The sequence below is a fragment of the Rhodococcus sp. NPDC077669 genome, assembly GCF_040686915.1.
Taxonomy (GTDB): Bacteria; Actinomycetota; Actinomycetes; order Mycobacteriales; family Mycobacteriaceae; genus Rhodococcoides; species Rhodococcoides fascians.
The window spans coordinates 131472-145557 of sequence record NZ_JBFBMD010000002.1 but is presented as its reverse complement, the minus strand read 5'-3'; the positions used below and the strand labels follow the sequence as shown (position 1 = coordinate 145557).

Annotated in this window: 17 protein-coding genes; 12 read left to right on the top strand and 5 right to left on the bottom strand. The window is 63.9% G+C overall.

Going from position 1 to position 14086, the window contains the following annotated elements:
• Positions 1 to 41 precede the first annotated feature (41 nt).
• The 5 genes from pgsA to AB0P23_RS03180 all read left to right on the top strand — a co-directional run bounded on the left by pgsA (position 42) and on the right by AB0P23_RS03180 (position 3337).
• The gene (gene pgsA / locus AB0P23_RS03200) at positions 42 to 635 is read left to right on the top strand and encodes a CDP-diacylglycerol--glycerol-3-phosphate 3-phosphatidyltransferase (RefSeq protein WP_027496825.1); all 594 of its coding nucleotides are present in this window, start codon (positions 42 to 44) and stop codon (positions 633 to 635) included.
• 219 nt (positions 636 to 854) lie between these two features.
• On the top strand, positions 855 to 1196 hold the full coding sequence (locus tag AB0P23_RS03195; protein WP_027496826.1) for a helix-turn-helix transcriptional regulator: 342 nt from the start codon (positions 855 to 857) through the stop codon (positions 1194 to 1196).
• Positions 1197 to 1340: 144 nt separating this feature from the next.
• Positions 1341 to 2150: a PspA/IM30 family protein gene (locus AB0P23_RS03190; protein WP_027496827.1), complete on the top strand. Its 810-nt coding sequence runs from the start codon at positions 1341 to 1343 to the stop codon at positions 2148 to 2150.
• Positions 2151 to 2195: 45 nt separating this feature from the next.
• Positions 2196 to 3065 (top strand): hypothetical protein, encoded by an 870-nt coding sequence (locus tag AB0P23_RS03185; protein ID WP_230591973.1) that lies wholly within the window; start codon positions 2196 to 2198, stop codon positions 3063 to 3065.
• A 98-nt stretch (positions 3066 to 3163) separates the two neighbouring features.
• The gene (locus tag AB0P23_RS03180; protein WP_027496829.1) at positions 3164 to 3337 is read left to right on the top strand and encodes a hypothetical protein; all 174 of its coding nucleotides are present in this window, start codon (positions 3164 to 3166) and stop codon (positions 3335 to 3337) included.
• Between the two features lie 12 nt (positions 3338 to 3349).
• Here the strand turns inward: AB0P23_RS03180 and AB0P23_RS03175 are convergent, their stop codons facing one another.
• Complete coding sequence (locus tag AB0P23_RS03175) at positions 3350 to 4246, bottom strand: diacylglycerol kinase (RefSeq protein ID WP_027496830.1); 897 nt, start codon at positions 4244 to 4246, stop codon at positions 3350 to 3352.
• Between the two features lie 223 nt (positions 4247 to 4469).
• Between AB0P23_RS03175 and AB0P23_RS03170 the strand changes: the two genes are divergently transcribed.
• From AB0P23_RS03170 to AB0P23_RS03150, 5 genes are all read left to right on the top strand, one after another.
• On the top strand, positions 4470 to 5096 hold the full coding sequence (locus AB0P23_RS03170) for a TetR/AcrR family transcriptional regulator (protein ID WP_228139207.1): 627 nt from the start codon (positions 4470 to 4472) through the stop codon (positions 5094 to 5096).
• 65 nt (positions 5097 to 5161) lie between these two features.
• The gene (locus AB0P23_RS03165) at positions 5162 to 6334 is read left to right on the top strand and encodes a nucleotide disphospho-sugar-binding domain-containing protein (protein ID WP_032366617.1); all 1173 of its coding nucleotides are present in this window, start codon (positions 5162 to 5164) and stop codon (positions 6332 to 6334) included.
• A 10-nt stretch (positions 6335 to 6344) separates the two neighbouring features.
• Positions 6345 to 6536 (top strand): DUF3046 domain-containing protein, encoded by a 192-nt coding sequence (locus AB0P23_RS03160; protein WP_027496833.1) that lies wholly within the window; start codon positions 6345 to 6347, stop codon positions 6534 to 6536.
• 193 nt (positions 6537 to 6729) lie between these two features.
• Positions 6730 to 7767, top strand: a complete 1038-nt coding sequence (gene recA, locus AB0P23_RS03155; RefSeq protein ID WP_027496834.1) for a recombinase RecA — start codon at positions 6730 to 6732, stop codon at positions 7765 to 7767.
• Between the two features lie 12 nt (positions 7768 to 7779).
• Positions 7780 to 8331, top strand: coding sequence for a regulatory protein RecX (locus AB0P23_RS03150; protein ID WP_032372568.1), 552 nt, complete (start codon positions 7780 to 7782; stop codon positions 8329 to 8331).
• Between the two features lie 96 nt (positions 8332 to 8427).
• Here AB0P23_RS03150 and AB0P23_RS03145 read toward each other — a convergent pair whose 3' ends face one another.
• The 4 genes from AB0P23_RS03145 to AB0P23_RS03130 form a co-directional block, all read right to left on the bottom strand.
• Positions 8428 to 9300, bottom strand: a complete 873-nt coding sequence (locus tag AB0P23_RS03145) for an amino acid ABC transporter permease (RefSeq protein ID WP_027496836.1) — start codon at positions 9298 to 9300, stop codon at positions 8428 to 8430.
• Positions 9300 to 9977: an amino acid ABC transporter permease gene (locus AB0P23_RS03140; protein WP_027496837.1), complete on the bottom strand. Its 678-nt coding sequence runs from the start codon at positions 9975 to 9977 to the stop codon at positions 9300 to 9302. Before AB0P23_RS03140 ends, AB0P23_RS03145 begins: the two co-directional genes overlap by 1 nt.
• Positions 9978 to 10073: 96 nt before the next feature.
• Positions 10074 to 10904: a glutamate ABC transporter substrate-binding protein gene (locus AB0P23_RS03135; protein WP_283541476.1), complete on the bottom strand. Its 831-nt coding sequence runs from the start codon at positions 10902 to 10904 to the stop codon at positions 10074 to 10076.
• Positions 10905 to 10956: 52 nt separating this feature from the next.
• On the bottom strand, positions 10957 to 11685 hold the full coding sequence (locus AB0P23_RS03130) for an amino acid ABC transporter ATP-binding protein (protein ID WP_174557262.1): 729 nt from the start codon (positions 11683 to 11685) through the stop codon (positions 10957 to 10959).
• 249 nt (positions 11686 to 11934) lie between these two features.
• Here AB0P23_RS03130 and miaB point away from each other — a divergent pair, with 249 nt between their 5' ends.
• Entirely contained in the window at positions 11935 to 13485 is a 1551-nt protein-coding gene (gene miaB / locus AB0P23_RS03125) for a tRNA (N6-isopentenyl adenosine(37)-C2)-methylthiotransferase MiaB (protein WP_080736464.1), read from the top strand.
• Positions 13482 to 14069: a hypothetical protein gene (locus AB0P23_RS03120; protein ID WP_032366619.1), complete on the top strand. Its 588-nt coding sequence runs from the start codon at positions 13482 to 13484 to the stop codon at positions 14067 to 14069. Before miaB ends, AB0P23_RS03120 begins: the two co-directional genes overlap by 4 nt.
• Positions 14070 to 14086: the final 17 nt, after the last annotated feature.

Below are 14086 nucleotides of genomic sequence, written 5' to 3'. Positions count from 1 at the left end.
GCCACGGTGTTCCGCCCGGCGGTGCCTCGCCCAGTGCGGGGCTGCCGCACGGCAACGCTGCTCCGGGCGGATCGGACGCCGTCCCGCTGCTCAACATCGCCAATGTGTTGACCGTGCTGCGCATCGCTCTGGTTCCGGTCTTTCTTGCGGCACTCTTCGTCGGAGACGGTCACGACACCTCGTGGCGGTTGGCGGCGACGGCGATCTTCGCCGCAGCGGCCATCACCGACCGGATCGACGGCCAACTCGCCCGCAAGTACGGACTCGTCACCGATTTCGGGAAGATGGCCGACCCCATCGCCGACAAGGCGCTGATCGGCGCTGCCCTCGTCGGACTGTCGATGTTGGGCGATCTGTCCTGGTGGGTGACGGCGATCATCGGGGTACGCGAAATAGGCATCACCGCTGTCCGGTTCGCCGTCATTCGTCACGGAGTCATTCCGGCCGGTCGTGGCGGCAAGGTCAAGACACTGGTCCAGACATTCGCGATCGGCGTGTATCTGTGTCCGCTGCCCAGCGCAGTCGATCCAGTGGCGGTGGCGCTGATGGCTCTGGCGGTTCTGCTGACCGTGTACACCGGCCTGGACTACGTGGTTCAGGCGATTCGGTTGCGCCGGGGTGTGTCCTCGGTGTGAGTGCATTCGACGGGCGTCCACGAGGCGATGCGGGAAGTTACAGTTCTGACAGCCGTGTCGGAGCCCCTTCGGCACGTGTCGGAGGCGACGGGCATATAGGGTCGGGAACCAATCGGGCCGGCTGGGACGTTGACCCTACGACGGCTCCGAACGAACGATACGAACGTGGTCGTCTCGACGGCACAGTCGTCGGCAACAGCACCAACGAGGAGGAGCGAGATGGCGCTGCTATTGCGTGAAGCACTCGGCGACAGTTTGCGGCGTACTCGCGTCGCACAGAGCCGCACCCTGCGTGAAGTCTCGAACACCGCGCGCGTGAGCCTCGGCTACCTCTCCGAGGTGGAGCGTGGTCGCAAGGAAGCGTCGAGCGAACTGCTCGCAGCGATCTGCGATGCTCTCGCCGTTCCTCTCTCCGACGTGATGAGCGACGTGAGTATCACGCTGTCGGATGCATCCACCGCTGCTGTCCGTGCCGAGGAATCGGCTGTGGCCACCCGCATCGACGGAGATACACGAGTCGTGATTCCGGCACCTGCTGCCAGAGCTCTCGCCGCCGCCTAAGATCGAACGAGTAGCCGAAGTCGGCTGCCGGCCCCACCGAATCACCCGAACATCACTGCACTGACAGGTTCATTTCGGTCACTGCGACAGCAGCCGACCCGTACGCGGCCACCGCGGCGCAACAGATGGAGGCAGGACCACCCCATGGCTAATCCTTTCGTCAAGGCCTGGAAATACATGATGGCGCTCTTCAATTCCAAGATCGACGAGAAGGCCGACCCCAAGGTTCAGATTCAGCAGGCGATCGAAGACGCGCAGCGGCAGCACCAGGCGCTGTCGCAGCAGGCGGCGTCCGTCATCGGCAATCAGCGTCAGCTCGAAATGAAGCTCAGCAGGCAGCTGGACGAGGTCGAGAAGCTCAACGCCAACGCTCGTCAGGCCGTGACGCTGGCCGATCAGGCCGCCACTGCAGGTGACGTCGAGAAGGCCACGCAGTACACCAACGCGGCCGAGGCGTTCGCGGCTCAGCTCGTGACTGCCGAGCAGAGCGTCGAGGACCTCAAGGTTCTGCACGACCAGTCTCTGCAGGCTGCCACACAGGCCAAGAAAGCCGTCGAGCAGAACGCGATGGCCCTGCAGTCGAAGGTCGCCGAGCGCACCAAACTGCTCAGCCAGCTCGAGCAGGCGAAGATGCAGGAGAAGGTCAGCGAATCGCTGCGCTCGATGGACAGCACGTTGTCGGCACCGGGAAACACCCCGAGTCTCGATGCGGTACGCGACAAGATCGAGCGTCGCTACGCAGACGCGCTCGGTTCCGCCGAGCTCGCTCAGAACTCCGTGTCCGGACGCATGCTCGAGGTTCAGCAGGCATCTGTGCAGATGGCCGGTCACAGTCGGCTCGAGCAGATCCGTGCCTCCATGGCCGGTGACTCCCTGCCCACGGGTAATTCCGCCGCCAAGCCGTCGATCGCCAAGGCCCCGGACGCAACGCCCGAGCCGCCGGCACAGGCGTGATCGACCGAACGCGAAGTTCGGTCGAGTAGACAGTAGTTCCGACGCATGAGCAACAAGAATCACGAACCCGGCCGGTCGCGTAAGCGGCCGGCCGTTTCGCTGGACAGGGAGACGGTGACAGCCGCCGTTGCCGAATCCGGAGCGGTGGTCCGGTCTCTGGCCGAGACAGCGCGGGCCGCAGGAACCTCACTGCTCGATGCCGCCGGCCGTCGTAAGGATCCACGTGCCAAGCACCTGAAGAAGATTCGACGGGCTCGCCGGCGAAGTATCAGGTTCGGGGCCGCGTCGACGACCACTGCGGTGAGTACTGCGGGGATCGCAGCCTTGTCGGCTCCGGAATGGACTCTGTTCGTCGGTGGTGGTTCTGCCGCGCTGTTGGCCGTTCCTGCTGTGTTCGCCTTCGGTCGTTTGCGGCGACTGCGAGGTCAACCGGTTCCGGTGGGACTGCCCGGCAGGCGTTCGTTACCGCAGCGTGGATCTGCCGCCTTCGAGCCGATGTCACGTTTGGCAGGCGCAGAGCAGAGTCTGTTCGAGCTGCTCGGAATTCTGGCGCGATCGGGCACCATCGCCGCCGAGGACGTCGAAGAGATGATCGGCGTTGCCTCGGATGCGGTGAGGGGCTTGGAAGGTGTTGCCGTCGATATTGCGGCCCTCGAACGTGCGGGAGCGGCAAGCTCGTCGACACGCACGCATCTGCGGCCCGGAATCGAGGCTGCGGCAAGCGATCTCGCTGCCGGAGTGGATCAGTACGAGGATCTCGTCGCCGCTGCAGCACGGATGACCGGACCGGCCGGGTCCACGTCGAAGAACGTGGTGGAATCTCATCGCCGAGAATTGTTGTCTGCCACCGATCGACTGCAAGGGTGGGCCGACGCGCTCACCGAACTCGACGAAATCCGGTCACGACACCGGTGAGAAGATCAGGGTTCACCCCGATGTGTTCGCCGTGATCGGCTGCCAGTATCGACATAACGCGATACGACCCGGTGCGCGTCACACGGTAGGAGCCGTTCATGTTCTGGAAGATTCTCGGATTCATCGTTCTCGTCTGGATCGCACTTGCCTTGCTGGGCAGCATCATCAAGGGCTTGTTCTGGTTGGTCGTGGCCGGGGCCATCGTCTTCGGGCTGGTGTGGCTGTACAAGGCCATCTCCTCCGGTCACGACCGTTCGTCGCTGAAATACTGACTGCCGACCGCGTTACGTGCGCAGTGGGGAATCCGCTCCGACGAACACTCGCAACGCACGCGGCACGCATTCGATCGTGACGGGTAATTCTGCGATGCGTTCGCCGTCTGCGTACGCCACCATGTCGTCGCAGTGCACGGTCACGTTCCGGGCGCTGTAGACCTCGACCTCCGGAAGGTCGACGTGGGCACCCCGATACAACGTCGGCGACAGCGCAAGCAATCGCGTTCGACTCACATCCCGGACGACAGTGATGGCGAACAGCCCGTCGTCCACTCGTGCGGTCGGGCAGATGGCCATGCCGCCGCCGTAGCTGCTGCCATTTCCGACGGCGACGAGAACGGCATCCAGGTGCAGCTCGGCGTCATCCAATTCTATTGTGTACGAAAGTGTTCGGAGAGCAGCCAACTGCAATATCATGGCCGCGTTGTACCGCAGCGGGCCGGCAAGCCACTGCAGGCGGCCGGCGCGCTCGGTGACCAGTGAATCGAAGCCGCTCGACAGGACCGTACCGAACCAGCGCGTCCCGACCCTACCGAGATCTATCGACGTCACGACTCCGTCGACCACGAGATCCGCTGCGCGGGTGGGATCGTCGAGGGGGACCCCGAGCGTCCGGGCCAAATCGTTGCCTGTGCCCGCAGGAATCAGTCCGAGCGGAGTGTCGGTTCCCGCGATCACCTGTAACGCGAGATTGACGACCCCGTCGCCGCCCACGGCAACGACGGCATCCGTCCCGCACCCGACGGCTCGCTTCAACAACTCCAGCGCATCACCCGCCGTTCGGCCCTCGACGGTCGAGACGTCGAGTTCACGCTCGCGCAGACGCGTCACGGCGCGCCGTGCTGCGTGGACTGCTCGACCACCGCCGGCCGTGGGATTGGTCAGAACGGTCACCGATCGCGTCATGCAGGCTCGAATTCGTCGGTCACTCGATCAGCTTGCCAGGGTCGAGGTTTCCTGCGCAGGTCGGCGGCGTGATCGGCACCCGACAATGGCACCGAAGAATACGGACGGACGGGCCGACGGTCACTGTGCAACACGGTGTCGCTGTTACTGTGAGGTATAGTAACGACACGAAATGTTTCCGAGTGAAGTACTTTACTTCCGACCGTTGTGCGAAGGGTGATCTGTGATCGAGCAGCAGGTGTCGACTCCCGCCTCGGTCGAGTCCTCCCCGGAGGCAGCACCCGAGAAGTCGGTGGAGGACACCGTTCTCGACGCCGCACGATCGTGCATCCTCGAACGAGGAGTCAAGCGTACGACCCTCGCCGAGATCGCACGACGCGCCAAAGTCAGCAGGCCCACGGTGTACCGGCGGTGGGCCGATACCCGAGCAGTGGTGTCGAGCCTGCTCACCCGTGAGATCGCTGCCCTGATTCCCGACTTCGACGCCACCGCGTCCGGACGCGAGCAGATCGTCGTTGCTGTGGTTCAGGCGGGAGATCGAATAAGGCAGCATCCGCTGTTCGTCAAGATTCTGCGGTCGGACTCGGACGTGCTCGCGACCTACATTCTGCACCGCCTCGGTACCAGCCAATCGTTGATCATCGATGCAGTTGCGCGTCTTGTCGAAGCGGGACAACGTGATTCGTCGATCCGCGACGGGGATCCGAATACCCTGGCGACGCTCGTCCTGCTCATGGTCCAGTCCGCCGTCCAGTCCGCCGAGATGGTGTCCGAACGGGTTCCGGGTGGCGAGGTGGTACGCCAGATGGCGGACGCCGTCGACGCCTACCTTCGTCCCGACAAAGCCTGACCGTCGGTGCCGCTGCCCGGCACGATCGGTGATCGTCCAGCGCGGCGATGTGGCACGCTGAGCGCGTGCGAGTAGCAGTGGTGGCCGGCCCGGACCCAGGACATGCGTTTCCCGCTATCGCCTTGTCGCTGTTGTTCGAGCGGGCGGGTGACGATCCGGTCCTGTTCACCGGAAGCCGGTGGGTCGGCGACGCCAGAGCGGCCGGTCTTCGCACGCTCCCACTGGGTGGCCTGCTGCCGCGACCGGAGGACGACGATCTCGATGCCGGGCAGCGAATTCATTCGCGCGCAGCCTTTGTCGCGACAGAACTGTTGCCGGACCTCGAGCGCGAGAACGTCGATCTGGTGGTCTCCGATATTCTTACGGCCGGAGGCGGAATGGCTGCCGAGCGATTGGGAATTCCCTGGGTCGAGCTCTCGCCCCACCCGCTGTATTCGCCATCGAAGGGGTTGCCGCCCATCGGAAGTGGGCTCGCGCCCGGACGCGGTGTTCGGGGTCGTCTTCGCGATACGGTGATGCGCGCGTTGACGGCGCGCTCTATCGCCCGCGGGCAGCAACAGCGCGCCGACGCCCGAGTGAGCATCGGACTACCCGCACGCGATCCCGGGCCGGCTGCTCGGCTCATCGCCACCATTCCCGCACTCGAAGTGCCGCGGCCCGACTGGCCGGGGGATGCCCATGTGGTGGGCCCACTGCTGTGGGAGCCCACCGACGAATTGCTCGACGTCCCCGCCGGCGATACGCCGCTGGTGATGGTGGCCCCGTCGACGGCGTTCACCGGGGCCGAGGGAATGTTGGAGATGGCTCTGAAGGGATTGGACGGCACAGGCGTCCGGGTAGTGGCCTCGGTGCTCGACGGGGGGCCCGACGACGTGCCGGAATGGGCGAATGCCGGACTCGGTCGCCAGGACGAATTGCTGCGCCGCGCCGATGTCGTGGTGTGCGGAGGTGGTCACGGCATGTTGGCCAAGGCGCTCATCCACGGAGTTCCAGTGGTCACCGTGCCGGGCGGCGGCGATCAATGGGAGCTGGCGAACCGGGCCGCTCGGCAGGGGAGTGCCGTACTGGTGCGTCCCGCCACCGCGGGTGCAATTGCCGACGCCGTGTCCGCCGTGCTGTCCGACCCTCGTCATGCGGCGGCAGCGACCTCGGCGGCTGCAGGCGCGCATCACGTCGAGGATCCTGTCTCGGTCTGCCGCGAGGTGCTCGCCGGTAGCGACGCCGAGGGCGGGCGTTAGGCTGATCGATGTGCGTCTGACCGAATTTCGTGAACTGCTCACCGAGGAGTTCGGCTCCGTTCGAGGCAATTCCCTGCTCGCCGATCATGTGCTGTCCGGTATCGGACGGACGGGCGCGCAGGCCATCGAAGACGGTGTCGACCCGCGGGAAGTATGGCGGTCGATCTGTTACGAGTTCGATGTGCCCAAGGAACGTTGGTAGCTCCACCGCATCGGCTCGAGTCGCTCGGCGTGTCGAAAGCCGTGGTAGTTGACTCGAACACGTGTTCGCCTATGCTGATGTCAACGGTTGCTGGCCGGTCTCGAAGAACTTCTTGTCGGTACCCCGTTCTAGCGTTACCGCCAACAAGCTGATCGACAGACACAGCTGAACGAAACGACACAGGGAGCTCACGATGGCTGCATACGACCGCGACAAAGCGCTCGATCTCGCACTCGCGCAGATCGACAAGAATTTCGGTAAGGGCTCGGTGATGCGCCTCGGCGACGAGGTCCGTCAGCCCATCGCCGTCATCCCCACGGGATCGATCGCGCTCGACGTGGCACTCGGCATCGGAGGTCTGCCCCGCGGCCGAGTCATCGAGGTCTACGGTCCTGAGTCCTCGGGTAAGACCACCGTCGCATTGCACGCGGTGGCCAGCGCTCAGCGTGCCGGCGGAATCGCCGCGTTCATCGATGCCGAGCACGCGCTCGATCCCGACTACGCGAAGAAGCTCGGTGTCGACACCGACGCACTGTTGGTCTCGCAGCCCGACACCGGTGAGCAGGCCCTGGAAATCGCCGACATGTTGATTCGCTCCGGTGCCCTCGACATCCTCGTCGTCGACTCGGTGGCCGCACTGGTACCGCGCGCCGAGATCGAAGGCGAGATGGGTGACAGTCACGTGGGTCTGCAGGCTCGTCTGATGAGCCAGGCGCTGCGCAAGATCACCGGTGCCATGAGCAACTCCGGTACCACCGTGATCTTCATCAACCAGTTGCGCGAAAAGATCGGCGTCATGTTCGGTTCCCCCGAAACCACCACCGGTGGTAAGGCATTGAAGTTCTATGCCTCGGTACGTCTGGACATCCGTCGGATCGAGACGCTGAAGGACGGAACCGAGGCCATCGGTAACCGCACCCGTGTCAAGGTCGTCAAGAACAAGGTCGCGCCGCCTTTCAAGCAGGCCGAATTCGACATCATCTACGGCAAGGGCATCAGCCGTGAAGGCTCGTTGATCGACATGGGTGTCGAGCACGGGTTCATCCGCAAGTCGGGCTCGTGGTTCACCTACGAAGGCGATCAGCTCGGACAGGGCAAGGAGAACGCCCGTAAGTTCATGCTCGAGAATCCCGATGTGCGTGACGAAATCGAGAAGAAGATTATGGAGAAGCTGCAGATCGGTGCGGACGTCACCGCAGAGGAGCCCGCAGCTGCTCCGGTCGACTTCTAACCTGGGTTCGCTGTGCAGCAGCGAGACAACGGCGGCGGCACCGAAGCGCAGGCGAAAGACGTCTGCCTTCGGCTGCTGACCGACCGGGCCCGCAGCAGACACGAACTCGAAGCCAGCTTGGCCAAGAAGGGTTTCACCGACGAGGTCTCCACCGCAGTGCTCGACCGACTCGAGAAGGCGAAACTCGTCGACGACGAGTCGTTTGCGGAGCAGTGGGTTCAATCTCGGCACAAGTACTCCGGCAAGGGCAAACGCGCTCTGAGCATGGAGCTGCGGAACAAAGGCGTCAGCAACGAGTTGGCCGTGAACGCCCTGGATCTGATCGATGCCGAAGACGAGCGTCAGCGTGCTGCGGAGTTGGTGCGCAAACGATTCCGAACGCTGCATCTGCCGGATCCGAACGGGCCCGACGCACGAGTCGAACGCGACAAAGTGGTGCGCAAGTTGGTCGGGATGCTGGCCCGCCGCGGCTACTCGCAGGGAATGGCATTCGCCGTGGTCAAGGAACAACTCGATCGCGTGGGAGCCGACACCGAAGACTTCGACGGCCCAGATTCGATGTGATCGTCCACATCGAGTCCAGGTAGTCGAGAAACAGTATGGCCCGCAACACCATCGGTGTTGCGGGCCATACTGCTGTGCAGCCGAACGGTGCGGAGCTCAGGCCGCTTGACCGCCGTCGAGCGCAGGCACGACAGCGGCGGTGCCGCCCTTACGCTTTCGCGATCGCAGACGCCGCTCGACCACGGTCGCCAGTTTCGTCAACGCCGAGTTGATGATGATCATGATGACGGCGACGATGATCAGCGACGGGAGGTAGTTGCTGTAGAACGCGCCGACCTGCTGACCGGAACGGACTACTTCGACGTACCCGATGATGTATCCCAGCGCCGAGTCCTTCAGTGCCACCACCATCTGCGAGATGATGGCGGGCAGCATCGCGGTCACGGCCTGGGGGAGCAGTACCAGGGTCATGACCTGGCTCTTGCGCATGCCCAGCGCCGAGGCGGCTTCGCGCTGACCCTTCGGCAGTGAATTCACTCCGGCACGTACGATCTCGGCGATCACCGATCCGTTGTACAGAGTGAGGCCGGTGACCACCGCGGCCAACGCCAGGTACTTGACCTTGAAGACCTCGTAATCGGCGTACACCGCGTACAGGAAGATCATCAGGATCAGCACGGGAACTGCACGGAACAATTCGACGATCGCACCGCTGACGATCCGTACAGCGCGGTGATCCGAGAGGCGGCCGATGCCGAGGACGGCACCGAGAATCAGGGCGAACACGATCGACAATGCCGCCGCGACCAGAGTTCCCTGAATACCGGGCAACAGGTACGTGGTCCACGTTGTCGATTCGAGGAACGGGTCCCACTTCTCGGCAGTGAGCTGCCCCTTCGAGTCGAGGGCGCGGTAGATCAGAAATGCGATTCCGAGCGAGATCACCGCTACGACGACAGTCAGAATGCGGTATCGCAGTACCGCTTTGGGTCCGGGAACGTCGTACAGAACTGCTACTGCATCACTCATCATGACACCGCCAATCGCTTGCTGATGTAGCCGAACAGCAACCCGGTCGGGAGCGTCAAGATCATGAAGCCGAGCGCGAAGATTCCGCCGACGACGAAGATCGCGGCCTCGTTCTCGATCATGTTCTTCATCAGGAACGACGCCTCGGCGACGCCGATGACCGATGCGATGGTCGTGTTCTTCGTCAACGCGATCACGACGCTTCCCAGCGGGCCGACCACCGCGCGGAACGCCTGAGGAAGAACGACGATCGAGATGTTCTGGGTGAACGTCATTCCCAGCGAGCGGCCCGCTTCGGCCTGCCCCACCGGGACGGTGTTGATGCCCGATCGCAGTGACTCGGCCACGAACGACGCGGTGTAGATGCTCAGCCCGAGGATTGCCAATCGAAAGTTGTTGTCGTCGAGTGACGTCGGTGAGGACTCCGACGCCAGAGAAACGCCCATTGTCTGATACAGCCCGAACGAGGTGAACAGAATGATCAGGGTCAAGGGGGTGTTACGAAAGATGGTGACGTACGTCGCCGCAATTCCGCGCGCAATCGGAATGGGTGATACGCGCATCGCGGCGATGATCGTTCCGATGACCAACGCACCGACGAGGGATGCCAACGTCAGGTAGATGGTCGAGAGGAACGCGTCGATCAGTTGATCGCCGTACTTGCTCAATAGGTTCACGGTGCTTGTTGATCCTCACGGCTCGGCGAGATCGAGCCGTCGTGTCCCGCCCGCGACGAGCGGGACACGACGGCGTGGTCGATCAGTAGCAGTCGATCAGTAGCGGTCGACGGTGGGCGGGCTCGGCAGCGGGTAGCCCGACGCGCCGACGGTGTCGTTGAACGCCTGCTCCCAGGCACCGCTGGTCACCATCTCTTCGATGGCGTCGTTGATCTTGTTGCGTCCGTCGGTGTCGTCCTTGTTCAGGCCGATGCCGTAGTTCTCCGTGGTGAAGGGCTCACCGACCACCTTGAACTGACCGGGGGACTGAGCGGCGTAACCGGCAAGGATGATGTCATCGGTGGTGACGGCGTCCACGGTGCCGTTGCGCAGTGCTTCGACGCAGGCGGAGTAGGTGTCGTACGGCTGAAGCTGGACTCCCGGGTACTCGTCGGCGATGTTCTGTGCCGGGGTGGAACCGGTGACCGAGCACAGTTTCTTGCCCTCGAGTGAATCGGCACCGGTGATGTCGGCGTTGTCCTGCTTCACCAGGAGCGACTGACCTGCCACGAAGTACGGTCCGGCGAAGCCGACCTTCTCCTTGCGGGTGTCGGTGATGGAGTAGGTGGCGACGATGTAGTCGACCTCACCGTTCTGGATCAGCGTCTCGCGCTGCGCGGACGGGGATTCCTTGAATTCGATGTTCGCCTCGTCGACACCGAGCTTGCCTGCGACGTACTTGGCCACCTCGACGTCGAAGCCGCTGAACGAGCCGTCCGGATTGCGGAGGCCGAGGCCCGGCTGGTCGAACTTGATGCCGACGATGAGGCTGCCGTTCTCGGCGCTGCTCGAGATGGTGCGCGCTTCTTCGCCGCCGCCACAGGCGGTGGCGACGATGGACAGAGCGGCGATGGCGACACCGAGGCGAAACGGTCGGGTGATTCTCACAGTGAATGTCCTTCGGATAGGTCGTACGTAATGGGGCGAGCGGTGAATCTGATCAGTGACCGAGGATCTTGCCGAGGAAGTCCTTGGCGCGTTCGGACTTCGGGGACTTGAAGAAGGTTTCGGGATCGGTGTCCTCGACGACGGCACCGTCGGCCATGAAGATGACTCGGTCGCCTGCCTTGCGGGCGAAGCCCATTTCGTGGGTGACGACGAGCATTGTCATGCCCTCCTTGGCCAGCGAGGTCATGACGTCGAGTACCTCGTTGACCATCTCCGGATCCAGGGCCGAGGTGGGCTCGTCGAAGAGCATCACTTTGGGGTTCATGGCGAGTGAGCGGGCGATGGCCACGCGCTGTTGCTGACCACCCGACAGCTGAGCCGGGTACTTGTCTGCCTGGTTGGCGATGCCGACGCGTTCGAGCAGAGCCAGTGCGCTCTTCTCGGCCTCGTCCTTCTTGAGCTTTCTCACCTTCATCGGTGCCAGCATGACGTTCTGCAGAATGGTCTTGTGTGCGAAGAGGTTGAACGACTGGAACACCATGCCGACATCCGCACGCAGTGCAGCGAGGGCCTTGCCCTCGGCGGGGAGTAGATCCCCGTCGACCTCGATGGCACCGGAATCGATCGGCTCCAACCGGTTGATCGTCCGGCACAGCGTCGACTTGCCGGATCCGGACGGACCCACGACGATGACGACCTGGCCGGCCGGCACTTCGAGATTGATGTCCTTGAGTACGTGCAGATCACCGAAGTGCTTGTCGACGGATTTGAGCGAGATCATCGAAGGGGCGCCCGGCGGTGGTGTCGCTGCCGGGGCGTCGGTGGCGTGCGTCATAGGTGGAAACCCTATGCGTAGTTTCCTCGCCGACCGGCGTTTTCGCCCGCAGTCTTCGATTATGTAATGGAAACTTTACTGTCGGCACGCATAGCGCCTGCATAGTCCGCGGAGGGCCCCGTGACCCCGGCGTGTCCGCCCGTGCGATGGACGTACCCTGAAGAGGTGCAAACGAGTGTTTTTTCGACCGTGGACGTGACCGATCGCGGGAGCGTCGACCCCGAGACGGCCAGTGCCCCATCGGCGGCAGGTGCCCGCAGCTACGAGGTGCGCACACACGGCTGCCAGATGAACGTTCATGATTCCGAACGCCTGTCCGGGCTGCTCGAAGAGGCCGGTTACGTGCCCGCCGACGCCGGTACCGACGCAGATCTCGTCGTGTTCAACACGTGCGCTGTACGCGAGAACGCGGACAACAAGCTGTACGGGAACCTCGGCATGCTCCGGCCCGCGAAGACGCGAAACCCCAACATGCAGATTGCCGTCGGCGGTTGCCTGGCGCAGAAGGACCGCAACACCGTCGTGGACAAGGCTCCGTGGGTGGACGTGGTCTTCGGTACGCACAACATCGGGTCGCTGCCGGTACTGCTCGAGCGCGCCCGGCACAACGAGCAGGCTCAGGTCGAGATACTCGAGTCTCTCGACGCCTTCCCGTCCACCCTGCCGGCCAAGCGGGAGTCCGCGTACGCCGGCTGGGTATCGATTTCGGTGGGCTGCAACAACACCTGCACGTTCTGCATCGTTCCGGCGCTGCGCGGCAAGGAGATCGACCGTAGGCCGGGCGACATCCTCGCCGAGGTACAGGCTTTGGTGGACCAGGGCGTGCTCGAGGTGACGCTGCTGGGGCAGAACGTCAACGCCTACGGTGCCTCGTTCGCCGACCCCGATCTGCCTCGCGACCGCGGGGCGTTCGCCGCGCTGCTGACCGCGTGCGGATCCATCGACGGACTCGAGCGAGTGCGGTTCACGTCTCCGCATCCGGCCGAGTTCACCGACGACGTCATCGAGGCGATGGCATCGACCCCGAACATCTGTCCCACTCTGCATATGCCGCTGCAGTCCGGCTCGGACCGAATCCTCAAGGCGATGCGCAGGTCCTATCGACAGACGAAGTTCATGGGCATCATCGACAAGGTTCGCGCGGCCATGCCGCACGCGGCCATCACCACCGACATCATCGTCGGTTTCCCCGGCGAGACCGAAGAAGATTTCGAGCAGACGCTCGAGGTGGTGCGGCGTGCGAAGTTCGCCAACGCGTACACCTTCCAGTACTCCAAGCGGCCGGGCACCCCGGCGGCCGACATGCCCGATCAGGTACCGAAAGAGGTTGTACAGGAACGGTATCTGCGGTTGATCGCGTTGCAGGAGGAGATCGTCCTGGCCGCGAATCAGGCCCTGATCGGCACCGAGGTCGAATTGCTCGTCGCCACCGGTGAGGGGCGCAAGAACAACGCAACTCATCGGATGAGCGGACGCGCCAGGGACGGCCGACTGGTGCACTTCGCCGTCGACGCCGAGCGGGCGGGCGACATTCGCCCGGGCGACGTCGTCACGACGACCCTCACCGCCGCGGCCCCGTACCACCTGATCGCCGACGCCGGAGTGCTGACGCACCGACGGACCGCGGCAGGCGACGCCCACGAACGCGGCATCATGCCGAAGACGGCCCCGATCGGGGTCGGTCTCGGACTTCCCTCGATCGGTGCCCCGGCACCGCTTCCGGTTCAGACAGGATGCACCGTATGACAGACACAGATGGACCCGATCGCGTCGTACCCTCGCGAACCGCCGAGGAACTCGGACGAACCGAGCGAGCGGTGATGACCGAGCTGGATCCGGGAGCGCGAGCCATGGTGGTGGCCGGTCTTGTGCTGGTTCTGTTGGTCACGTTCGCGTTGCCGCACACCGGATCGGCCACCGGATTCGACGTGCTGACGGGCAGCGACGCAGCGGTCGCGGAATCGATTGCCCTGCCGTCGCGCGTTTTCGTCGTGCTGGTGCTGACGTTCGGTGTGGTGATGTCGGTGCTCGCGCTGGTCACCCGCGTCTGGGCGCTGGCCTGGGCCGCCCTCGCCGGGTGTGCGGTGTCGTCGGTGTACGGGATGCTCTCGATCTGGACGCGGCAGACCGTGCCGGACAACCTGCAGGGCGGCGGACCGGGCATCGGTCTCGTCATTGCGTGGATCGCGGTGATGGTGCTGACGTTCCATTGGCTCAAAGCCGTATGGAACAAGACCAACTCTCAGCTCGCCGCTCAGGAACAGCGCCGTATCGCGGCGGCGTCGGGCGAGCAGAAGCTACGCCTGTGGGACGGCCACTCGAACCCCTGAGTTCGTGTGGCCGCCCG